This window comes from Oceanicoccus sp. KOV_DT_Chl (assembly GCF_900120175.1).
In the GTDB taxonomy this organism is placed as follows: domain Bacteria; phylum Pseudomonadota; class Gammaproteobacteria; order Pseudomonadales; family Dasaniaceae; genus Oceanicoccus.
Genome location: NZ_FQLF01000002.1, coordinates 11,789 through 33,599, shown reverse-complemented (window position 1 = coordinate 33,599; position 21,811 = coordinate 11,789). Strand labels below are relative to the sequence as shown.

The 21,811-nt window shown below is 44.3% G+C and carries 16 protein-coding genes and 3 pseudogenes; 12 read left to right on the top strand and 7 right to left on the bottom strand.

Going from position 1 to position 21,811, the window contains the following annotated elements; genetic code table 11:
* Window positions 1-13 precede the first annotated feature (13 nt).
* From UNITIG_RS03765 to UNITIG_RS03745, 5 genes are all read left to right on the top strand, one after another.
* Entirely contained in the window at window positions 14-2,365 is a 2,352-nt protein-coding gene (locus tag UNITIG_RS03765; RefSeq protein ID WP_101757190.1) for a TonB-dependent receptor, read from the top strand.
* A 137-nt stretch (window positions 2,366-2,502) separates the two neighbouring features.
* The gene (locus UNITIG_RS03760; protein WP_101757189.1) at window positions 2,503-4,188 is read left to right on the top strand and encodes a CRTAC1 family protein; all 1,686 of its coding nucleotides are present in this window, start codon (window positions 2,503-2,505) and stop codon (window positions 4,186-4,188) included.
* Window positions 4,189-4,307: 119 nt separating this feature from the next.
* Window positions 4,308-6,911 carry a glycoside hydrolase family 3 protein gene (locus UNITIG_RS03755; RefSeq protein ID WP_200821182.1) on the top strand — a complete coding sequence of 868 codons (2,604 nt, stop codon included), beginning with the start codon at window positions 4,308-4,310 and terminating at the stop codon, window positions 6,909-6,911.
* A 19-nt stretch (window positions 6,912-6,930) separates the two neighbouring features.
* A complete protein-coding gene (locus UNITIG_RS03750; protein WP_200821181.1) occupies window positions 6,931-8,571 on the top strand; it encodes a sodium/sugar symporter in 1,641 nt (546 codons plus the stop codon).
* A gap of 61 nt (window positions 8,572-8,632) precedes the next feature.
* Window positions 8,633-10,189 carry a cytochrome-c peroxidase gene (locus UNITIG_RS03745; RefSeq protein WP_101757187.1) on the top strand — a complete coding sequence of 519 codons (1,557 nt, stop codon included), beginning with the start codon at window positions 8,633-8,635 and terminating at the stop codon, window positions 10,187-10,189.
* 286 nt (window positions 10,190-10,475) lie between these two features.
* Here the strand turns inward: UNITIG_RS03745 and UNITIG_RS03740 are convergent, their stop codons facing one another.
* Complete coding sequence (locus UNITIG_RS03740; RefSeq protein WP_101757186.1) at window positions 10,476-10,997, bottom strand: gluconokinase; 522 nt, start codon at window positions 10,995-10,997, stop codon at window positions 10,476-10,478.
* Window positions 10,998-11,057: 60 nt separating this feature from the next.
* Between UNITIG_RS03740 and UNITIG_RS03735 the strand changes: the two are divergent.
* From UNITIG_RS03735 to UNITIG_RS03715, 7 genes and pseudogenes are all read left to right on the top strand, one after another.
* Window positions 11,058-12,919 (top strand): annotated as a pseudogene (locus tag UNITIG_RS03735) (glycoside hydrolase family 3 N-terminal domain-containing protein); the annotation flags it as partial.
* A gap of 174 nt (window positions 12,920-13,093) precedes the next feature.
* Complete coding sequence (locus UNITIG_RS25440) at window positions 13,094-13,339, top strand: fibronectin type III-like domain-contianing protein (protein WP_369809178.1); 246 nt, start codon at window positions 13,094-13,096, stop codon at window positions 13,337-13,339.
* 16 nt (window positions 13,340-13,355) lie between these two features.
* Entirely contained in the window at window positions 13,356-14,438 is a 1,083-nt protein-coding gene (locus tag UNITIG_RS03730) for an SMP-30/gluconolactonase/LRE family protein (protein WP_200821180.1), read from the top strand.
* The gene (locus tag UNITIG_RS24930) at window positions 14,435-14,947 is read left to right on the top strand and encodes a GntP family permease (protein ID WP_200821179.1); all 513 of its coding nucleotides are present in this window, start codon (window positions 14,435-14,437) and stop codon (window positions 14,945-14,947) included. Before UNITIG_RS03730 ends, UNITIG_RS24930 begins: the two co-directional genes overlap by 4 nt.
* A pseudogene (locus UNITIG_RS24925) lies at window positions 14,874-15,777 on the top strand (GntP family permease). Before UNITIG_RS24930 ends, UNITIG_RS24925 begins: the two are co-directional and overlap by 74 nt.
* Window positions 15,778-15,864: 87 nt before the next feature.
* Entirely contained in the window at window positions 15,865-16,896 is a 1,032-nt protein-coding gene (locus UNITIG_RS03720; RefSeq protein ID WP_101757185.1) for a LacI family DNA-binding transcriptional regulator, read from the top strand.
* A gap of 28 nt (window positions 16,897-16,924) precedes the next feature.
* Entirely contained in the window at window positions 16,925-18,190 is a 1,266-nt protein-coding gene (locus tag UNITIG_RS03715) for an MFS transporter (protein WP_200821177.1), read from the top strand.
* Window positions 18,191-18,212: 22 nt separating this feature from the next.
* Here the strand turns inward: UNITIG_RS03715 and UNITIG_RS24920 are convergent, their stop codons facing one another.
* The 6 genes and pseudogenes from UNITIG_RS24920 to UNITIG_RS23350 form a co-directional block, all read right to left on the bottom strand.
* Window positions 18,213-18,647 carry an SDR family NAD(P)-dependent oxidoreductase gene (locus UNITIG_RS24920; RefSeq protein WP_255399583.1) on the bottom strand — a complete coding sequence of 145 codons (435 nt, stop codon included), beginning with the start codon at window positions 18,645-18,647 and terminating at the stop codon, window positions 18,213-18,215.
* A pseudogene (locus UNITIG_RS24915) lies at window positions 18,590-18,973 on the bottom strand (SDR family NAD(P)-dependent oxidoreductase); the annotation flags it as partial. The gene UNITIG_RS24920 and the pseudogene UNITIG_RS24915, both read right to left, overlap by 58 nt.
* Window positions 18,974-19,157: 184 nt before the next feature.
* On the bottom strand, window positions 19,158-20,501 hold the full coding sequence (locus UNITIG_RS03705) for an SRPBCC family protein (protein WP_101757182.1): 1,344 nt from the start codon (window positions 20,499-20,501) through the stop codon (window positions 19,158-19,160).
* A gap of 176 nt (window positions 20,502-20,677) precedes the next feature.
* Window positions 20,678-20,836 (bottom strand): hypothetical protein, encoded by a 159-nt coding sequence (locus tag UNITIG_RS23360; RefSeq protein WP_200821176.1) that lies wholly within the window; start codon window positions 20,834-20,836, stop codon window positions 20,678-20,680.
* 14 nt (window positions 20,837-20,850) lie between these two features.
* A complete protein-coding gene (locus tag UNITIG_RS23355; protein WP_200821175.1) occupies window positions 20,851-21,174 on the bottom strand; it encodes a hypothetical protein in 324 nt (107 codons plus the stop codon).
* Window positions 21,175-21,203: 29 nt separating this feature from the next.
* Window positions 21,204-21,560 carry a hypothetical protein gene (locus tag UNITIG_RS23350; RefSeq protein ID WP_200821174.1) on the bottom strand — a complete coding sequence of 119 codons (357 nt, stop codon included), beginning with the start codon at window positions 21,558-21,560 and terminating at the stop codon, window positions 21,204-21,206.
* Window positions 21,561-21,811: the final 251 nt, after the last annotated feature.

Here is a 21,811-nt window from a genome sequence, read left to right as displayed (position 1 = left end):
ATTGGAGAGAATAATGAAACAAATGAATTACAAACCACTGGCCGCAGCAATTTTGCTAGGTAATGCTACGTTGGCAATTACTGCCTTTGCAGCAGATGCCGCTGTGCTGGAAGAAGTTATGGTTACGGCCACAAAGCGTGCGACAAGTCTGCAGGATACGCCATTGGCCATTTCTGCTTTTAATCAAGATACGTTAACGGCTAATCACGTCACTAATGTGTTTGATTTAGAAGGTATGGTTCCTAATTTACACATCCGTGAAAGTGGCGATCACAATATCCCGTTAATATTTATTCGTGGTCAGGGTGCGATTGATGTCACTGAAGCGGGTGACTCGGCGGTTGCATTTTACACTGATGGTGTATTTGGCGCGCGTGCACAGGGCTCTACTGCATTGATGTATGACATGGAGCGTGTGGAAGTATTACGTGGCCCGCAGGGTACTTTGTTTGGGCGTAATTCAACTGCAGGTGCAATGAGTTTAATCACTGCTAAACCGACTCAGGAATTCGAGGCCAGTGGTGGTATTACTGCCGGCAGTCGTAACCGTCGCGCCATGGAAGCAATGGTAAACATCCCATTAACTGATCAGTGGGCGGTACGTTTTTCTGGTAAGTCTGACGTGCAGGATGGCGATATTTCCTATAGTGGAGATTCTTTACGTTTTTCTGCCTATCAAAAATACGGTGCTAAAGATCTTTCTTCTTATCGTGCCAGCTCCATGTTCAAACCAACAGAAGCTGTTAGTTGGTTTTTATCTTATGAAAAGTTTTTAAATCAGGGAACAGGTAATATTCCGACGTTGGACGCCGGTGATCGTGAAGATGATTCACTTGCACCTGGTGCTGTTGATCTTGATTCTGATGCCTGGAGAACACGACTTGATTGGGATCTCAACAGTGATTTAACCTTAAGTTATATCGGTGGTTATACTGAATTTTCGCAATCTCAAATTTGGGGCTCGGGCCATAATGGTACATTGCGGGAAACCGTTTATTCAACACATGAAGCTACCCAGCATGAATTCCAATTGAAGAATAGCGACGATAATCGTTTGCGTTGGACAGCGGGTGTTTTCTTATTTGAAGAAGAAAACAGTATTCGCTTCGATATGCCACATGGTTCATGGGGTGGTACTCCTCAGGATAGTGCTGACGGTACACTTTCTACTTTTATCCAGCCTGATCGTGGTATGGAGTCAGAAAGTTTATATGCGCAGGGTACTTATGATATTACCGATAATTTCAGAGTAACATTGGGCGCTCGTTATACCGATGATGAGCGTTATGATAATGGTGGTCGTTCAATTGATTGTACTTATGATGTGGTAGGTGCATTGCCTACAGTTGTTGCTCAAGCCTCTGATTTGAATGGTGGTCAAGGCTGTTATGTCCGTCAATACAATGATATGGACGGCAATTGGGACAACACTTCAGGTATGGGGCGATTGGAATATGACCTTTCTGATGATGTGATGGTATTCGTCTCCTTTGCAACTGGTTGGAAATCAGGTGTATTGGTAGACGGACAAAACTCGTCGGATACTAATGGTCTGTTGGACAAGGCTGGCAACAATAAACTAACCCAACAACCCGAGGAAAATGAATCATTAGAAATCGGTGTTAAATCAACATTGCTCAATGGTGCGATGACATTGAATGCAAACCTGTTCTTTATGACTTATGAAGACATGCAGGTAACCAGTGCCGTTGTTGATGACGTTACCGGTGAATCAACATTATCCAAAACCAATGCTGGTGAAGCCTCAATGGAAGGTTTGGAAGTAGAAATGAACTGGAAAGTTTCCGAAGGTGGTTTGCTGACTGGTTCTTTTGCTTACTTAAGTGCTGAGTACGATGACTTTATCGGGTCAGCAGGTGCATTCCAGTCTAGTGCAAGCACATTTAATCCTTGTGTTGAACCTGATCTGGCTAGCCCAGGTGCTTGTGTTGATGGAGCGGTTATTCTTGATGGTAATACCTTACCTTTCTCACCAGAGTATGCCTTAAGCCTTGCCTATACTCATGACTTTATGTTGGCCAACGGCGCTATTATTCGTCCGCGCGTTAGCATGAGCTATCAGGATGAAATGTTTTTGACTCAGGAAAATTACGGTGACCGTCCAGCAGGCACTATTGATGCGATGGATCCAGGTGAGAGTGATGTAGCTACGCAGGAGGCTTACAGTAAATTTGATGTCAGCGTCTCGTATCTGTCGGCTGATGAAAAATGGACTGTAGAAGGTTTCATTAATAATGTGACCGATGAAGAGATTAAAGCCGATTCACAGATAGGTGCTTACCAAAGTTCTTATCAGTGGGCGCCAGCACGTGAAAGTGGTGTGCGGGTATTTTATAACTTCTAAGTCGTAGTTAGCATGAAGCGCTCTTGATGGGCGCTTCATGATTAAGCTTTAACTTAACCGCTTTATGGTGAAAGCGATTAAGTTAACGCTTAATAAAAAATAATAACAGGTGCTGTAGAGCAGCGGGGATGTGTTAGATGAAACAGAACTATTATCTACCATTAATGATCGTAACTGCCATGTTGGCAGCATGCGGTGGCGGGGGCAGCGGATCATCAAGTTCACCCGTAACTAGTACCACTACTGAGACGCCGGATAGCAGCACGGCCGGTAATGTTTCTGGCGATAAAATGTTTGTTGATATTACTGTCGCTTCCGGTATTCAATTTGATTATGGCTTCATTAATCCAACACCCTTGTCTATGCCTGAAAATTTTTCGGGTGGAGTAGCGGCTGGCGATTATGACGGCGATGGAGATATTGACCTTTTTATAGTGCGTGGAGATATAGGTCCCAATTTACTGTATCGCAATGAAGGCGATAACACTTTTGTAGATGTGGCTGCGTCAGCGAATGTCGCGAATAGTAAATCCGCTACAGAAAATTATCGCCACAGCGGTCCCGCATTTGCAGACATGGATGGCGACGGAGATTTAGATTTATTTATTGGTGGTATCGAAGGGGATCCATCCAAGGTTTATGCTAATAATGGCGATGGCACTTTTTCTGATGTGACTGCAGGTTCTGGGATAGACACAATGTCATCAAGGTTTTCTATATCAGCAGCATTTGGTGATTACGATCTGGATGGTGATCTCGATATGTTTGTTGCCCATTGGGGGACTGCACGTACAGTCGGTAGCCCTTTAGATACTGAACACTTATGGAAAAATGAAAGTAACGCGATTGATGGTATTAGATATACCAGCGTTAGTGTAAGCGCAGGTATATCTCCTAGCATTATTGTCAATTCAAGTGGGGTGCTAGGTGATAACCATGACTATACCTTTACGCCGACGTTTGCCGATATTAATAACGACCGCTATCCAGACTTGTTGGTGGTAGGTGACTTTTTGACTAGCCAGGTGTTTATTAATAATCAGGATGGCACTTTTACTAATACTACTTCGAGCAGCGAGATTAATGATCGCAATGGAATGGGCTCTGCAGTAGGCGATTTTGATAGCGATGGTGATCTGGATTGGTTTGTTACGGGTATCTGGGGGCCCGGTGAAGTGGTAGGTAATCGTTTGTACGAAAATAATAATGCGGTTTTTACTGATATTACTTTTGATGCCGATGTTGCCGACGGTAGTTGGGGATGGGGTGCCTGCTTTGCGGACTTTGATTTGGATGGCGATTTGGATATCTACCATACCAATGGTTGGGTAGATACTGATGCTTTAGATGATTGGGAGACCGATCGCAGTCGCCTGTTTGTTTCTAACGGAGCCGGAGTCTTTACCGAACAAGCGCAAGCGTTAGGTGTTGATGACAGTCAGCAAGGGCGTGGTGTTGTGTGCGCAGACTTCGATAATGATGGCGATATTGATATTTTTGTTACGCATCGGCGAAAAACTACCGCAGTTAGCATTTATCGTAACGATAACAATGACAATAATTATCTAGCGATCAATTTGGTCGGTGGTGCTAAAAATACCGAGGCTGCTGGTGCAAGAATTAGCGTCACGATTGGTAGTGCAGTACAGATTAGAGAAGTAATGATAGGTAGTAATTTCATTTCACAAAATCCGACTACTCAGATATTTGGTCTAGGAAGTAATGCGCAAGTCGACAATGTCGAAATTATATGGCCAGACGGTACTGTTAGTCACTATGACAATATTGCTGCGAACCAAACCCTAAGCTACAGCGAACCATAACCTAAAGTCATTCACTGGTTCTTTAAGTGCTTTTATAAAGCGCTTTGGGATTGTTCGACCTTAATAAAGTGATTTTGGATTTTTTAAAATATAGAAATAAGATATTTGGAGTTTTTCTAATGAAATACTTAACGACAACACTGCTGTGCTTGCTAGGCACCCTATTAATTGCCTGTGATTCTGACGAGAAAAGTATTTCTGAAGCTAATATAAATACCGTTGTTGATGAGCAGTCTACATCAGCTGTATTCAAATTTGATCCTGCCATCTGGCCAGAGATAAATCACCCAATTACTGTTGACCCTGAACTTGAGAACCGCATTAGCAAGTTGATGGCCACTATGAGCCTGCGAGATAAAATAGGTCAAATGATTCAAGGCGAAACCCGTTCTGTCACAGCAGATGATGTTAAAAAATATCGCTTGGGTTCGGTGCTGAATGGTGGTGGCACTACGCCCAATAATGATAAGCACGCCAAAGTTTCAGATTGGGTAGATTTAGCACAGTCATATTATGAAGCCTCGATGGATACCAGCGAAGGTGGTGTTGCGATCCCTATTATCTGGGGAACTGATGCTGTACATGGCCACAATAATGTTATTGGGGCGACTATATTTCCGCACAATATTGGGCTAGGTGCCGCTAATGACCCTGCGTTAATCGAAAAAATTGGTTCTGCAACCTCCAAAGAAGTTTCCGCCACAGGGATCGGTTGGATTTTTGCGCCGACCTTAGCCGTGGTGCGAGATGACCGCTGGGGACGTACCTATGAAAGTTACTCTGAAGCCCCCGATATTGTTGCAGCCTATGCTGAGAAAATCGTTGAGGGTTTACAGGGTGTTGCCGGTAGTAGTGACTTTTTAGATGACACAAAAACCATTGCGACCTCCAAGCATTACTTGGGGGATGGTGGTACCGAAGGCGGTATTGATCAGGGCGATAATATTGACGATGAAAAAACCTTACGGGATATCCATGCGGCAGGTTATTTTACTGCGTTGGAAGCCGGTGTACAGACAGTAATGGCCTCTTTTAGCAGCTGGCATGGTGACAAAATGCACGGCCAGAAATATTTATTGACAGATGTATTAAAAGGCACCATGGGGTTTGATGGTTTTGTGGTTGGTGACTGGAATGGTCATGGTCAAGTAGCTGGTTGTAACAATAAAAGTTGCGCGCAATCGATTAATGCCGGTATTGATATGTTTATGGTGCCGGAAGATTGGAAAGCCTTATTCGAAAATACCTTACAGCAAGCTGAATCAGGTGCGATCCCAATGGCTCGGGTCGATGATGCTGTACGTAGAATTTTACGGGTAAAAATGCGCGCCGGTTTATTTGACCGTGGTGGCCCGATTACACGGCCGTACTCAAATAAAACCGAATTAATTGGCGCCGCTGAACATAGAGATATTGCCCGGGAAGCGGTAAGGAAATCACTGGTCCTGTTGAAAAATGATGGCAATATATTGCCTATCAAGGCTAATTCAAAAGTGCTGGTTGTCGGTGCTGCTGCCGATAATATTGGTAAGCAGGCCGGTGGTTGGACGATATCCTGGCAGGGTAATGGTAATAGTAATGAGGATTTCCCCGGCGGGAGTTCAATTTTGGGCGGTATTCGGGTAGCGGTCGAGGCGGCTGGTGGCCAAGTTGTCTATGCTAAAAAAGATGAACTACCAGCTGAAGGCGAAGCAAAATTTGATGTAGTTATTGCGGTTTATGGTGAAAACCCTTACGCAGAGATGCATGGTGATATTTCTACTTTGGAATATCAGCCCGGAAATAAAACGGATCTGGCACTGTTAAAGAAAGTTAAAGTTTACCAGGCTCCTGTTGTTTCGCTGTTTATTTCGGGTCGGCCGTTGTGGGTAAACCCTGAGTTGAATCAATCAGATGCATTTGTCGCCGTATGGTTACCAGGTACTGAAGCGAAAGGTATTGCGGACGTATTATTCAAGCGTGCTGATGGTTCTGTTAACTATGACTTTCAGGGGCGCTTGTCATTCTCCTGGCCAAACTCACCTGAACAGTTAGTCAATATTGGCGATGATAACTATTCACCTTTATTCCCCTATGGTTACGGTTTGTCTTATGCGGCTACCAATACTGAAACAGTCGGCAATAATTTAAGTGAAGAGGGTGCCGCTGATTCAGCCGCAGCTTTTGATGAAATTGTATTGTTCGATAAAGAACCGCCGTTACCGTGGCAGTTATATTTGCATGAGCAAGGTGATAACAGTATCAAGATCACGCGCAGTTATCAGCAAGGATTATTTAATACGATTACGGTTAAAGCGACCGATAGAAAAGTACAGGAAGATGTTCGCAGGGTAACTTGGAGTGGAGAAAGAACATCGGAAGTCTACGTTGCGGTAAACAGTCCGATGGATTTCTCACCCTATCAGGAAAACGGCGTACTGGCCTTTGATATCAAAGTGAACAAGCCTTTAGCGGGAAAATTAAAAGTGTTAATGAAGTGTGGCGATAACTGTGCAGGCGGTTTAGCTATTAATAGATTGTTAAATTCTGAAGATGATGAGCAGTGGAAGAGTGTCTCTGTGGCTTTAAAGTGTTTTACTAATGAGGGGGTCAATATTGCAAATATTACTTCGGGTTTTCTTTACAAAGTGCTGCTGCCGCTGAAATTGAGTTTGGTAATGTTGTGTTGTCACGAAAGGGCGCCGCTAGCGCTTCAATTAAGTGTGAGTAAAGATCAGCAATAATAAATAGAAGGCTATCACTATGAATACTGTAGATTTAATTGTTTTTGTTGGCTACTGCTTACTCATTATTAGTATTGGTTTGTGGGTGTCCAGAGAAAAAAAAGGGCATGAAAAAAATGCTGAAGATTATTTTTTAGCTGGTAAGGCATTGCCGTGGTGGGCTATTGGTGCTTCGCTGATTGCTTCGAACATTTCAGCAGAGCAATTTATTGGTATGTCCGGGTCAGGTTTTGCACTAGGCTTGGCTATAGCTAGCTATGAGTGGATGGCTGCAGCAACTTTATTATTGGTGGGAGTGTTCTTTTTACCTGTCTTTTTGAAAGAAGGTATATACACCATGCCGCAATTTTTAGAGCAGCGCTATGATAGCCGAGTAAGAACGGTTATGGCTGTTTTCTGGTTGTTGGTCTATGTATTCGTTAACTTAACAGCGGTGTTGTATCTCGGAGCATTAAGTATCGAAAGCATGATGGGCATACCATTTATTTATGCCGTCATCGGCTTGGCTGCTTTCGCCATGCTTTACTCTGTATATGGTGGTTTAACGGCTGTGGCCTGGACCGACGTAGTGCAAGTGTTTTTTCTGGTGTTGGGGGGATTGGTAACCACATATCTGGCGCTGGAGATGGTCGGTACTGGAGATGTTTGGACTGGGTTTACAATTTTAAAAGAAGAGGCACCAAACCATTTTCATATGATTTTCGAGCCAGGCCAAATGATGATCAGCGATGGCAATGGTGGTACCCGCGATGCGTATATTGATCTACCAGGTTTATCGGTATTAATAGGTGGTATGTGGATAGCGAATTTAAGTTATTGGGGTTGTAACCAGTATATTACCCAACGCGCTTTAGCCGCAAAAAATATTCATGAAGCTCAACGCGGTATTCTCTTTGCAGCCGGGCTTAAATTATTAATGCCCTTGGTGGTAGTTATTCCTGGTATCGCAGCCTATGTAATTGTAAAAAATGAAGCCGGCGTCGGTGATTTTACTTTGGCGATGACCGATGTTGATACGGGCTTAATTAAATCGGATAAAGCTTATCCCGCTTTGTTGAGTTTGTTACCGGCGGGATTGAAGGGGCTTTCTTTTGCTGCCTTGGTTGCAGCAATTGTTTCGTCACTGGCATCCATTGCCAATAGTACTTCTACTATTTTTACTATGGATATATATCGGAATTACATTAATACTAACGCGTCGCAACAACGGTTAGTTTTTGTGGGGCGTATGGTGGTGATCGTTGCGTTTCTTATTGCACTGTTTGTCGCGCCGTCGCTTGGTGCGCTTGATCAGGCATTTCAATTTATTCAGGAATATACCGGCTTTGTATCACCGGGAGTCGTTGCCATATTTCTGGTTGGATTATTCTGGAAGAAAGCGTCCGCTACCTCAGCATTATTGGCGGCCTTACTCACTATTCCTCTGTCTGCAGGAATGAAGTATTTGACTCCGGACATCCCTTTTATTGATCGGATGGGGATTGTCTTTCTGGTATTGGTAATAATGATGGTTGTAGTCAGTTTATTGAATAATTCCAACTCTGCTGAAGATAAATTTATTGATGCCATGGACGGTCGGTCAGCTGCAGCTCTGGATTTCAAGGTGGGATCTACTGCGGTAATCGGTATATTAGCGGCTTTGTATACTATTTTTTGGTGATAGAGTAATACTCAAGCTATAGCGAGATTTATACTGCTATAGCTAAGTGATGGGGGTTTAAATGGTTATTAAAAATATAATAAAAGCAAAAACACTGGTCTCGGTGCTACTTACCTCTACCTTAGGTCTAACGGCTTGTGGCGGCGGTGGTGGCTCCAGTGATTCCGCAGTCGTCAATAGCGGTCCTGTGATGGTTGAAGATGCCGAGCTGAATGTTGTCATCCAGGCTAATAATTTAACCGGCGATCCTGCCGCTGGCCGTAATCTACCTACAATCGATGATCCGCTAGCTCAGCTTGGTATGAAACTTTTTTTCACCAAGGCGCTGGGCGGTCAATTGGACTCTGCCTGTGTTAGTTGTCACCACCCCTTACTCGCCGGCGGCGATGCGCTGGCGCTGCCTATTGGTGTGGATGCGGTAGATCCGGATTTTATTGGCCCCGGCCGGGAGCATGCTAGCAGCGGCTTCGACTATGATGGTGGACCTACCGTACCCAGAAATTCGCCGACCACGTTTAACATTGGGCTGTACGATAAGACAGTTTTTCACGATGGCCGGGTCGAAATTTTGGGTAATGTCGTTTCCAGTAATGGCGAAGGGTCAGATATTCGCACTCCGGATGTGTGGCCACAAAGCGCGGATGCCAGTGCGCTTAATTTGATTCAGGCGCAAGCTTTTTTCCCGGTCACCTCCGAAGAGGAAATGCGGGCTAAGTTTTTAGTTCAGAGTGGAGATGAGAATAATAACAGAGAGAAAACAGCTACTCGTAATAAGCAAGTTCGCGATGCCTTGGCAGAACGCTTAGCCGACCAGTCAATTCCTAACAGTTGGTTGCAGGAGTTTCAGCAAGCTTTTGCCAGTACTGATGATGCGATGACATTAATCACTTATGAAAATATTGCATTGGCATTGGGTGAATATCAACGGTCACAAATCTTTATTGATAATCCGTGGAATGCTTATATCGCTGGTGATCAGACAGCTATCTCTGAATCGGCAAAGCGCGGTGCATTATTGTTTTATAACACAGTTGATAATGGCGGTGCAGATTGTGCAGCCTGCCACAGTGGTGATTTTTATACCGATGAAGATTTTCATGTGTTGGCCATTCCACAGATAGGCCGTGGTAAGGAAAATGGTTTGACTGGCGATGATGATTTTGGTCGCTTTCGCGAAACCTGGATTGATAAATACAAATATGCTTTCCGTACACCGGCGTTACTGAATGTTGAGATGACAGCACCTTATGGCCATGATGGCGCATATCTGAGTTTAAGAGATATGGTTGTTCACCACCTTGATCCACGAGCGGCTATTGAGGCCTACGATTTTGAGCTGACAAGTCTATCGGAAAATGTACAAACTGGTATTAGTGCTGAAAACGCAGAAGCCAATACGCAGCTAGCGCTTGCGCAATTTGAAACGTTACAAGCAGAAGGGGAATCGGCACTTAGCATACTCGACTTGAGCGATCAGCAGGTTGATGACTTGGTTGAATTTTTGTTAGCGTTAACCGATCCATGTTTGAAAGATAGTGATTGTCTCGCGCCATGGATTCCGACGGAAAGTTCTGTTGATCCTGATAATTTACGACTGATACCTTCAAATGAATTTTAACGTGTTTGGTTTTTGAATTAAAAAAATGGCCACATAAAGTGGCCTAATGGGGGAGACCCAGTCTTGCTGGGTACTGTTTGATTCGGAAACACAACATAAACAGTACAGCTTAATTTAAGTCTAAGTTGACACCGGTGTCAAGTCTTTATATAAAGGGTTTAGGTGTACAGTCACTCCAAGCTTTTGGCAGCGATTTTTTGCCCGGTGTGACTTGATTGGCAGATGAGGCTTTGGTGCGTTGGTGGCTTGGTGTAGAGGGGACTATCTGATTATTTTAGCGATACGGCTATTTAAGTTGGCTAATAATAGTGTCGCAAATAGCTGCGATCGTTTGATTGATATCGACCGTCGCAATGGGTTCTATTGAGCAGGGTAGTTCAAGTGCAGCGAATTGACTGTTCAATAAGCTGGGTGGCATGAAATGATTTTTGCGGGCGCTTATTCGTTGTTGTATTAATGTTTTGCTGCCTGATAACAAATATCCTTTAACTTGAAAGGGCAGTGTATAAAATTTTTCACGATGCTGTTTTTTTAACCCTGAGAAAGCTAAGACACAATGGGTTTCATTGACGGCTAGCGTGTTGAGGTGGTCGCAAATTGATTTAACCCATGGGGCTCGAATAGCATCAGTGATTGCTTTGCCTTGAGCCATTAAGGTTTTGGCCTGTTCAGTATGAAAATCATCAGCATCAAGATAACGATAATTTAATTTCTCGGCCAGAGTTTTGGCGATCGATGATTTTCCGCAGCCTGAAACACCCATGATTAACAGTAGCTGTGGTTTATTATTCTCGTGTTTATGGTTCATATTATTGCTGTGTGTTGATTTTTTGAATTTATTGAAAATTTAGATAATAGAGCGTAACAGATGAAAGGCAAATGTTTATATTGGATTCCTGCCCTATTTAAAATAGGTGTTGGCGTTTTAGTTAGTTTTAAACCGCTGATCGCAATGTGCGAACTGGATATGGCAGTGGAGCAGAAAATAGATGCGTTGCTAGCGTCAATGACAGTGGATGAAAAAATTGGTCAGTTAGCGATGCGCGGAACATCCAGTAGGGAAAAAGGTAGCTTATCTGAGCAACTAAAAGCTGCCGTCCGTAGCGGTCATATCGGCACATTCCTTAATGTAATGGAAGTAGATCATGTTGATGAATTACAACGGCTGGCAGTGGAAGAAAGCCGTTTAGGTATTCCCTTGGTTTTTTCTCGCGATGTTATTCATGGTTTTAAAACAATTTTCCCTATTCCATTGGGGTTGGCGGCTAGTTGGAATCCAGAACAAGCCAAGTTGGCGGCAAGAACATCAGCGAAAGAAGCCAGTGAGTTTGGTATACGCTGGACCTTTGCGCCGATGATGGATATTGCACGAGATCCACGCTGGGGGCGTATTGCTGAATCCTTTGGTGAAGATCCGTTTCTGGCTTCGCAGTTTTCTGTAGCCATGGTTGAGGGTTTTCAAACTGATGATCTAACCCGTGCCGATAGCATGGCCGCTACCGCGAAACATTTAGTTGGCTACGGCGCTGCTGAAGGCGGCCGCGATTACAACATCGCGATGATATCGGAATGGGAGTTAAGAGATGTTTACTTAAAGCCATTCAAAGCCGCGAGTGATGCCGGTGTTGCCAGCATGATGACCTCTTTTAATGAATTAAACGGAGTGCCGGCGACCGGAAATAAATTTGTGTTGCAAGAGATTCTCCGGCAACAGTGGCAGTATGCCGGGGTGGTAGTCAGTGATTGGGAGTCAGTCACTGAAATGATTGCCCATGGCTTTGCTGAGGATTCCTCCCATGCAGCGCAGTTAGCACTCAGCGCAGGGCTTGATATTGAGATGACAAGTAAAGCGTATCAGCAACACTTGGCGACATTGCTGGCGGCAGGAAAGCTAAGGCAAACTGAATTGGATAGTGCAGTTAGAAATGTATTGCGGATGAAATTTCGATTGGGCCTGTTTGATCAACCCTATCGCGTCACGGCTAGTGAGTCTTCTATATTGAACGAAATGCATTTATCTCGCGCCAAAGATGCTGCGTTAGAAAGTGCGGTGCTTTTAAAAAACAGCAATCGAATATTGCCATTGAATAAACATCAGCAGATAGCCATTATAGGACCGATGGCTAATGCCCCGCATGAGCAAATGGGCACTTGGGTTTTTGACGGTAGGGCAGTGAACAGCCAGGTACCGTTAGCGGCGATAAAGAGCATTGTTGGCGATAGCCAAGTGCACTACGCTGCCGGGCTTGGCTACAGCCGAGATGTGGATGATGCGGGGTTTTCTGCAGCGCTTGCTGCGGCTAATCAATCGGATGTGATTGTTTTTTTTGCTGGTGAGGAAGCCATCCTGTCGGGTGAGGCACATAGTCGCGCTGATATTGATTTACCTGGCGCGCAACAGGACTTGTTATTGCGATTATCTACACTGGGTAAACCTATCGTGTTGGTACTGATGGCAGGTCGCCCCAATACTTTGTCGACGATAATAGATAAAGTAGATGCGGTATTAGTGTCATTTTATGCGGGACTATGGCAGGTCCGGCAATCGCGGAGCTATTATTAGGAGAGCAGTCGCCGTCGGGGCGCCTACCAATAACTTGGCCATTAGCGGTGGGCCAAATTCCTATTTATTACAATCATAAAAATACCGGTAGGCCCGCAAATGATAAAGACTTTGTTGCTATCAATGATATTCCTGTACAGGCTTGGCAAAGTTCGTTAGGGAATGACTCACATTATCTGGATCTTGGTTTTAGGCCGGCGTTTCCTTTTGGCTTTGGCTTAACCTACTCTGAATTTAGTTATCAAAAATTACAGCTATCGAATCAGCAACGACTCAGCGCTGCCGACAGTTTAGAGGTTAGCGTATTGCTGAAAAACATTGGCGATCAGCAAGCAACAGAAGTGGTCCAGCTTTATATTCAGGACGTGGTGGCAGATGTTACACGGCCAGTAAGAGAGCTAAAGGGTTTTCAACGAGTATCCCTCGCTGCTGGTGAGCAGCGGCGAGTACTATTCACGATTACGCCTGAAATGCTGAAATTTCACAATCAACAAATGCAATATGTAATCGAACCTGGTCGGTTTAATGTTTGGGTTGGTCCCGATGCTGCATCTGGTTTGTCCGGTTCATTTATATATCAAGAATAATTTTTGGATGAAAATCATGTTTAGATATTTTTTTGTTAAGAGTTTGACGCCGCAAAAACTGCAAAAACTTTCAATGGCTTTAATGATTGTTAGCTCAATTGGATTACAGGCAGAAGCGGTTAAAACTTCCCCTGATGCCACCGATGTAAAGCAATTTACTGGCACCATCGAGCGCTATTCGAAAGATCTTAATTCGTTGATAGCAAATGATGCGGTGATTAATGTGCTGGCCAGTGGCTTTGAGTGGTCAGAGGGGCCGGTATGGATAAATGATGCTAAAGCGCCATATTTGTTGCTGTCAGATGTACCCCAAAATAAAATATTCAAGTGGAATGAGAAGACCGGGCTAATGGTATTTATGTTTCCATCGGGATTTGAGGGTGCGGGGGGCGAACACTTACGCGAGGCCGGCAGCAATGGTTTAATTCGCTTTGATAACGCGTCTATTATTGCAGCGGATCATGGTCGCCGCAGCCTATCAAAAATTAATTTGAGCGATCAAAATAAAACGACGCTAGTAGCACACTATCAAGGTAACGCGTTTAACAGTCCTAACGATCTGGTAATGTCGAAAAATGGGCAGTTATTTTTTACTGATCCACCCTACGGTTTAAAAGGGCTCAATCAATCACCACATAAAGTACTGGATTTTAATGGTGTATATCGTGTGGATATCGATGGGCAGGTAACAGCTATTGATAAGGACTTAAGCTTCCCTAATGGTATTGGGTTGTCTCCGGATGAACGGACGCTGTATGTTGCCAATTCTGACCCTGAGTCCCCGTTATGGAAAAAATACTCGCTAGATGAGAGTGGGGTAGTACTCAGTACTGAGATTTTCTATGACGCTTCCGCTGCAGTCGCCGCGGGTAAGGCCGGTCTGCCAGATGGTATGGCGGTAGATCAACGAGGAAATATTTTTGCTTCCGGCCCTGGGGGTATATATATCTTCAACTCTAAAGGCTTGCTATTGGGCATGATTAAGCTGGATAGATCGGCATCGAATTGTAGTTTTGGCGGCGTGGGGGGCAGCACATTATTTATAACAGCTGATGATTTATTACTTAGCATTGAAACTAATACCCACGGCTTGCCATGATGAGTAACAACCTGACAAGTTTGTTGGTTGTTTTTTCAGGACTGGTTTTTTTACTAGTACTGATATTACGGATAAAGCTTCCTGCCTTTATTGCGTTGTTATTGGTCAGCATGTTGGTTGGCTTGGGAGTGGGCATGGACCCACAGGCTGTACTTAAGTCTATGCAGCATGGAATGGGAGGTACGCTGGGGTTTGTCGCGGTGGTAGTCGGCCTTGGCGCAATGTTTGGCGCATTGCTGGAGGTTTCTGGGGGCGTGCAAAGTTTGGCGAGTAGCTTACTTAATAGAACAGGCACAGATCGAGCACCATGGGTATTGGGTGCTATTGGTTTTGTTATTGCCATCCCTGTTTTTTTTGATGTGGCTTTTATTATCCTGGTGCCAATGTTGTATTCACTGGCTAAAAAAAGCAATCGTAGTATTTTTGTTTTTCGCCATGCCGACGTTAGCCGGATTGACAGTAACCCATGCTTTTATTCCGCCGACCCCAGGTCCTATTGCAGTGGCTGATATGTTGGGTGCCGACCTCGGGTGGGTAAATATTTGGTGTGATAGCGGGAATTCCGGCGATGATTTTAGCGGGGCCGGTATTTGCCCGAATATTTCAATTTCAAAAGGCCGAAACTTTTTTAACAGCACTGGCCGAAGATACAGGCGGTAGCACTGAGCCCCGCTTTTCTCTGGTGACGGTAGCATTGATCATTTTGACGCCTTTGCTATTGATTGTATTGGCAACAGTAGCAGCTCAGTGGTTGCCTACGTCACCCCTTTTCTCGCTCTTGGTATTTATTGGCCATCCCTTTACTGCGCTGATGATCGCTTGTTTATTAGCGTATATATTGCTACGAAAGGGGAGTCAGCTATCCGCAGTGCAATTGCGGGAAGTTATGACTAAAGCATTAGAGCCTGCTGGTGTGGTTGTGTTAGTGACTGGTGCCGGGGCGGTGTTTAAACAGATTTTAGTCGATTCTGAAACCGGATTAATATTGGCTGGTTTTGTTGCTGATTTTAATTTGACCCCCTATGTCTTTGGTTTTTTGATTGCCTTATTAGTCCGTGTGTCGCAAGGGTCAGCTACGGTGGCAATGATTACAGCAGCCGGATTAACGGCGCCGGTGCTGGAGTCATTGGATTTAACTGTGCAGGCAAGCGCATTAATGGTGATTGCCATCGCTTCCGGTGCTACCGCACTGTCGCATGTGAATGATTCCGGTTTTTGGTTGGTTTCCAGGTATTTACATTTGGATGAAGCAAGCACGCTAAAGTCCTGGACTTTGGTATCCACTATCGTCGGTTTTACCGGCTTTGGCGTTGTACTATTGGTTTCATTGGTAATTTAGTGTTAGCAGTGAATGTATTAACTGTCGCTGGATTGTGTTCGATTTAGTGTATTATTAGCCCAGAAAAATTATTTATAAGGATGTCGAGTGAGTGTAAGTAAAACCTCAAAAGCAACGATGATGGACGTGGCCAATCACGCCGGTGTTTCCAAGAAAACCGTCTCCAGGGTGCTGAATAATGAGGCCAACGTTAATGAGAATACCCGGCTCAAAGTGCAGCAGGCGATGGAAATTCTTGACTATCATGCCAATATGTCCGCGCGTCGCTTAGCGACGCATCAGTCATTTTTGATCAGTATGTTGTATCAGGATTTTAGTGGTAACTATATTCATGATATTCAGTCTGGCTTAATCGATAAATTAACGGTGCATGGCTACTCATTACTGGTACACCCCTGTGGTGATGATGACGAGAGCACTTTGAATAAAGTGGAATCGATGATTCGCCAATCGAATGCCGATGGCTTGGTATTAATTCCCCCAATCTCAGATATGAAATCTGTGATCGATTGTTTGGAACGATTGGAAAAACCCTATGTAAGAATTTCTCCCAAGGGTAAAACCAACCCAACAAAGTCAGTATTCTGTGATGATTACCAGGCTGCCTATGACATGACCCAATATTTCATCGATAAAGGCCATCAGCGGATTGGCTTTGTGATTGGTAACCTTGAACGTCGTGATGCTGTGGTGCGATTGAAGGGCTTTCGTGCGGCGATGGCTGAGAATAAAGTTGCGATAAATGAAAAATATATTGTGCAAGGGGATTTTAACTTTGAATCCGGAAAAATTTGCGGCGAAAAATTGTTAACTCTGGCGACACCTCCCACCGCCATTTTTGCCAGTAACGATCATATGGCTGCCGGTGTGATGGCAGCCGCGCATGAAAATGACATTGCAATTCCACAGCAGTTATCGGTGGCCGGTGTCGATGACAGTCCTATCGCTAGCGAAATATGGCCGCAGTTAACCACCATTCGTCAGCCTACGCAGTTAGTGGGTGAGGAGGCCGCCGATAAGTTGATAGCACAGATTAAATCATCCGAATTTACTTGCTCACCGGATCTATTGCCCTGGCAATTGGTCTTTCGCAATACTGTAGCGGCGCCGTCATCTTAGGCGGGTATAATTTTATGATGTGTATACTGTGTTGAGGTCTGAGCAGCTCAAGCGACCACTGTTATGGGTGCCATCTAGCTTTTTTGCGATGGGGCTGGTAAACCAAATTCTGGTTGTAGTCTCTGCAATTATGTTTCGCAATTTGGGTATGGGCTACGCCGAGGCTGCGGCCTATGCCAGTCAGTTCTATCTCGCTTATGCGATTCAACCCTTATTAGCTCCACTGGTTGATACCTTTAAAACCAGAAAGTTTTATGTAGTTGGCTCCCAACTGTGTATTGCCGTGGGTTTTGGCTTGGTGGCACTGTGCCTGCAATTGCCAGCCTATGTTGCGATTGTTATTGCTATTCTTTGGTTGGTCTCTTTTGCCGGCTCTATTCAGGATGTTGCGAGCAACGGTGTTTATTTAAATGCTTTGGATAATAAGCAGCAGGCCAAGTTTATCGGTTTACAAAGTTTAAGTTGGGGGCTTGGGCCAATAGTGGGCGCAGGTGCTATGGTGGCTTATAGCGGTCATTTATTCAGCACGCTTGGCAGTTGGGTGTCTGTGTGGCAAATTATTTTTGCATTGCTATCTGTCATCTTACTATTGATTGCGTTAATTCATCAGGCACTATTACCAGCTGATCCGCCTGCATCAGTGCCGGTGGTAGAAAAACCTACGCTTAAGTTGACCCATGCTTTTACCAGTTTTTTCTTAAAAAAAGATATTGGCATCATGATCGCCTTTGCTTTTTTTTATCGATTAAGCCAGGGTTTATTAGAAAAAATTGTGCCATTTTTTATGATGGACCCGCTGAGTAATGGTGGTCTGGGTTTAGATAATATCGCCTTGGGTAATATCAATTCGCTAGGATTTTCAGCATTTTTAGTAGGTTCAGTTGCAGGCGGCTGGTTTATTGTGCGCCGGGATCTAAAGCCGAGCCTGATGTTTTTATGTTGCGCGGTAAATATTCCGAATATTTTTTACGTGCTGCTTAGTCTTTATCAGCCTGAAAGTTTTTGGCTAGTAGCTGCGGCGATTCCTTTGGAAAAGTTTTTTTTCGGTATGGGCGCTACCGGCCATATGATTTATATGATGCAACAGTTGGCACCAGGAGAGTTTCGAACGACTCATTACGCTTTTGGCACAGGATTTATGGGCTTGTGTATGTGGTCGATGGGTTCGGTCAGTGGTTTTTTGGTGGAGCTACTAGGTTACCAACAGTTTTTTATTGTGGTATTACTGGCAGCGATCCCCTCATTTTATGTCACCTGGCGGGTGCCCTTTAATCAAGGCGCTGCAGCATCTTAGTGTTAACTAAACTCCACATTTTTTAGTTGGCGTAGTACGCGCCACCGTTGATATGCCAAACTTGTCCATTCACCCAGCCGGCTTCATCTGACATTAGAAAAGCAACTGCGGCGGCAATGTCCAAAGTGTTGCCGTGGCGATCGCTATTATAACCTTTGAGCATGGCATCTAATATTTCTGCAGGCATATTTTCTTTGGTTGTTTCAGTGGCAATAAAACCCGGTGCCAAAGCATTACAGCGAATGCCTTTCTTACCCCAGCGTGACGCGACATGACGGCAGAGAGAATTAATAGCTGCTTTTGAAGCGGCATAAGATGGGCGTTCGCGTTCGCCAATAGTGGACGCCGCTGATGACGTACAGACAATACTTCCCCCTTGTTGTTCAGTAAATGCGGTAGCGTTTCCCGAATTAAAACAGTTGTTCCTGTCAGGTTTACTTGTAGTGTGCGCTGCCAAACGGCTAAGTCCATATCCAGTATGTTACTGTCTTCCAAAATAATTTTTAGATCTGCCGCATTGGCAAACAGGCCGTGTATAGCGCCAAAGTGGTCAGCTGCAGTGGCTACTAAATGTTCTATAGAAGCTGTATCGGCTTGATCGTAGGCAATAGCCAGAGCATTGCCTCCGTTGGCGTTGATTTCGTCAGCCGTTGTTTGTGCAGCTCCCAGGTTAATATCACCTAGCGCCAGATTGGCTCCTTTTTTTGCCAAATGCAGTGCTGTCGTTTTGCCAATACCCGACCCGGATCCACCGATTAAAATAGTTTGTTGTTGGAGGTTCATGTAAATGTCCTTTGTGATATCTATACTTCTAATGCGGTAAGAATATAGGGTGATTGAACGCAGTAGATCACCCAAAAGTATGGCTGTTAGGAAATAGACAATCGAGCTTATCTGCTGTGATGTTGATTTCTGCAGCATCAAATTTTTTAAAGGCAGTTTATAGATCTACCTTCAGTCAATACATTCAATCGGCAGTTAGTGGGTCATCCATATATTTATCCAGAGTATTGTGGAAGTGACGAAGCCGCAGCTCCTGATCACCCAGGTACATACCCTTAAAACCTTCTGAGCTTAAACCCGCTTGTACAAACTGCAGATTGTCTGCGTCCTGTTGCATGACGTCAGTAATGATTGTGGGTTGTGGTACTTGAAATACGTCACTGTATTGCACTCGGGTGTTATGAGTGCGATGCACTGGTTTAACCTCCTGATCAGCGGGTATGTGGGCAAGTAGTAACAGGTCATAGTACATTTTGTTTGGGTCGGTTGCGTGGGGTCGAAAGCGAAAAGTGTTAATGCCCTCAGCAAAAGTATTAAATACAATATTGGGGAAAACGAAATAGTGGTAAACATCTGATAGCTGGTCATCACGAAGCTGTTGGTAAGGATAGTGGCTTGTGTCTTGCATCTCCCTTGAATATTTTTGTTTGGCTAGACGAACATCTTCAGGTTTTCCCTGATAGGCTTCGGGATCCATGCCATAAAACGACATCCATTGTTTTAACTCGGGAAAAATTTCAGTGTCGTTATGGTAGGGTGGACTGGTAGTGCCATAGCGATTTATCATCCGGCTGTGTTCACCTAACAGTTCAATTGAGGCTTTAGCCTCAGACCATTTCAGCATTTGTGGATGGATGCCGCGAAAATGATAGGACTCGTTAAAGGCATCGCAGCCTGCTTTCCAATTACAGTCCCAGAGAAAACTGTTGTATTCATAGAGCCGCATATTTTCCATCTGGTAGGGGGCTAGATGACCAGGGATAACGCCCAAAAATTCAGTTAATGGTGGTGCTTTGCCGTCAATGTTAAACCAGATCCAGCCTCCCCAGCAGTCAATTCTAATCTCTGCTAGATCCAGTTCATCACAGGGTAGGCCGTTGGCAAGTTGCGGGAAGGTGTCGGCGTCGGGTACGGCTTTAATTGTGCCGTCAATATTCCAGGCCCATGCATGAAACTGGCACTTCAATATTTTTCGGTTACCGCACCCGGAGTCATGGATCAGTCTATTGCCCCGGTGCTGACAGACATTAAAGAAACAGCGTAATTGGTCTTCCTGATCACGAATAAAAATAAAAGACTCACGACCAAATTCGTGGGTGACAAAGTCACCACTGGACTTTAGCTGTTCAATTCTGGGCCCCATATTCCACACACGGCGCCATACTTGTGGCCATTCTTGCTGCATATACGATGGGCTTGAAAAGCGATCGCTGGCGATTCTGTCTTTACCAATATCAGGAGTGGGATTATTGCTATTGATTACAGGTGTAGATGGTAGGATTGGTTTATCGGCATTTTTATTATTCATTCTTTACTCTGCCTTAGTCGTTACTTAATTGTACATAAATAGATTGCTTACACTTTACCTAATTAATGCAGTCCATAGTATGAATAAGTATTTGCTACTTATTTATGTTTGAATAATAGGTAGCAAAATTTCCAGCTGTGCTCGATGCTTATTGAGCAGTCACTGATACGTTGCTGTTATAAACTGCCATAGATAAAATTTATCCAGACATCTTGTTTAATAAACCCGCCATTCCATTGCTGCCATTGGCTGCTTAATCCTTTTTCCTGCGCCTTTTTTAAGCTAAGTCCACTGTCTTTCATGGCTTTTACTTCGGCGAGTGTGCCAGTGAGCATTTGATGATATTCGCTTAACCCTTGCTTGTCGGTAAGGGGGCCGTGACCTGGAATGACGACAGTTTCACCATTAATTTTTTCAGGACTTCAGCAATGTTATTTGCATAGGACACGACATTGCCGCCGCTACCCAGATCTACAAAAGGAAACATGGGAAAAAATAAATGATCGCCCATATGTACTACATTTGCCTTGGTGAAAAAGATGACGGTGTCGCCGTCAGTATGGCCATTGGGATAATGCTGTAAGTTGAGAGTGTCATCATTAAAGTGCAGCTGCATGGATTCAGGGTAAGTGATATTAGGTAGAGCGTGTTTGGGGTAGGGTTCCGATACCATGTTGAAAAATGCTACTTCCTGACGGCTATTTAGACGCGCACGAACATTGTTGTGAGCGACAATATCAACACCATCGCCAAGGTTGGCATTATTGCGGTATGATCACCGTGCCAGTGCGTGTTGATAATATATTTTAATGTATTTACACCGCCGTATTGATCAATTTTCTGTTTCAGAGCAGTAGACATCTCGGCATAATCATCATCAATAATCAGTAAGCCATCTGTACCTCTGCTTAGAGCGATATTACCCCCTTTACCTTGTAGTAATATCAATGACTTATTAATTTCGGTAACTTTAAACGTGGTGTTCTGGTGATTTTCGGTCGCTGCGAAAGTGGAAAATAATAGGATGCTCGCAAAGAATAAGGGAAATAGCAGTTTCATGATTCAGTCCTTCGGTTTATTAGTCGGGGCGCTTGCTACAGCCAGCCGATAAATTACCAGCTTTTCAGCTGAATATCAGTGTTTTTTAGCAAGGAGAAGGCGTTTAACTATGTGTGAGGGATTAATGTAGTGGCACAAGATTATTCAGCGGCTGCTGTGGCGAGGGGAAGTCATTCCAGAGTTGCTGGCAAAGCTGCTGTGGATTTTCACGGTCACCCCGCAGTATCCAATCGACTAAGGCTTTGGCTACA

Excerpts from the sequence above, each read along its gene's own strand:
- UNITIG_RS03730 (WP_200821180.1), top strand. The coding sequence starts at position 13,356 with ATGTTTAGATATTTTTTTGTTAAGAGTTTGACGCCGCAAAAACTGCAA.
- UNITIG_RS03740 (WP_101757186.1), bottom strand. The coding sequence starts at position 10,997 with ATGAACCATAAACACGAGAATAATAAACCACAGCTACTGTTAATCATG.
- UNITIG_RS23355 (WP_200821175.1), bottom strand. The coding sequence starts at position 21,174 with ATGGTATCGGAACCCTACCCCAAACACGCTCTACCTAATATCACTTAC.
- UNITIG_RS23350 (WP_200821174.1), bottom strand. The coding sequence starts at position 21,560 with ATGAAACTGCTATTTCCCTTATTCTTTGCGAGCATCCTATTATTTTCC.
- UNITIG_RS03755 (WP_200821182.1), top strand. The coding sequence starts at position 4,308 with ATGAAATACTTAACGACAACACTGCTGTGCTTGCTAGGCACCCTATTA.
- UNITIG_RS03705 (WP_101757182.1), bottom strand. The coding sequence starts at position 20,501 with ATGAATAATAAAAATGCCGATAAACCAATCCTACCATCTACACCTGTA.
- UNITIG_RS23360 (WP_200821176.1), bottom strand. The coding sequence starts at position 20,836 with ATGCTCACTGGCACACTCGCCGAAGTAAAAGCCATGAAAGACAGTGGA.
- UNITIG_RS03760 (WP_101757189.1), top strand. The coding sequence starts at position 2,503 with ATGAAACAGAACTATTATCTACCATTAATGATCGTAACTGCCATGTTG.
- UNITIG_RS03765 (WP_101757190.1), top strand. The coding sequence starts at position 14 with ATGAAACAAATGAATTACAAACCACTGGCCGCAGCAATTTTGCTAGGT.
- UNITIG_RS03750 (WP_200821181.1), top strand. The coding sequence starts at position 6,931 with ATGAATACTGTAGATTTAATTGTTTTTGTTGGCTACTGCTTACTCATT.
- UNITIG_RS24930 (WP_200821179.1), top strand. The coding sequence starts at position 14,435 with ATGATGAGTAACAACCTGACAAGTTTGTTGGTTGTTTTTTCAGGACTG.
- UNITIG_RS03745 (WP_101757187.1), top strand. The coding sequence starts at position 8,633 with ATGGTTATTAAAAATATAATAAAAGCAAAAACACTGGTCTCGGTGCTA.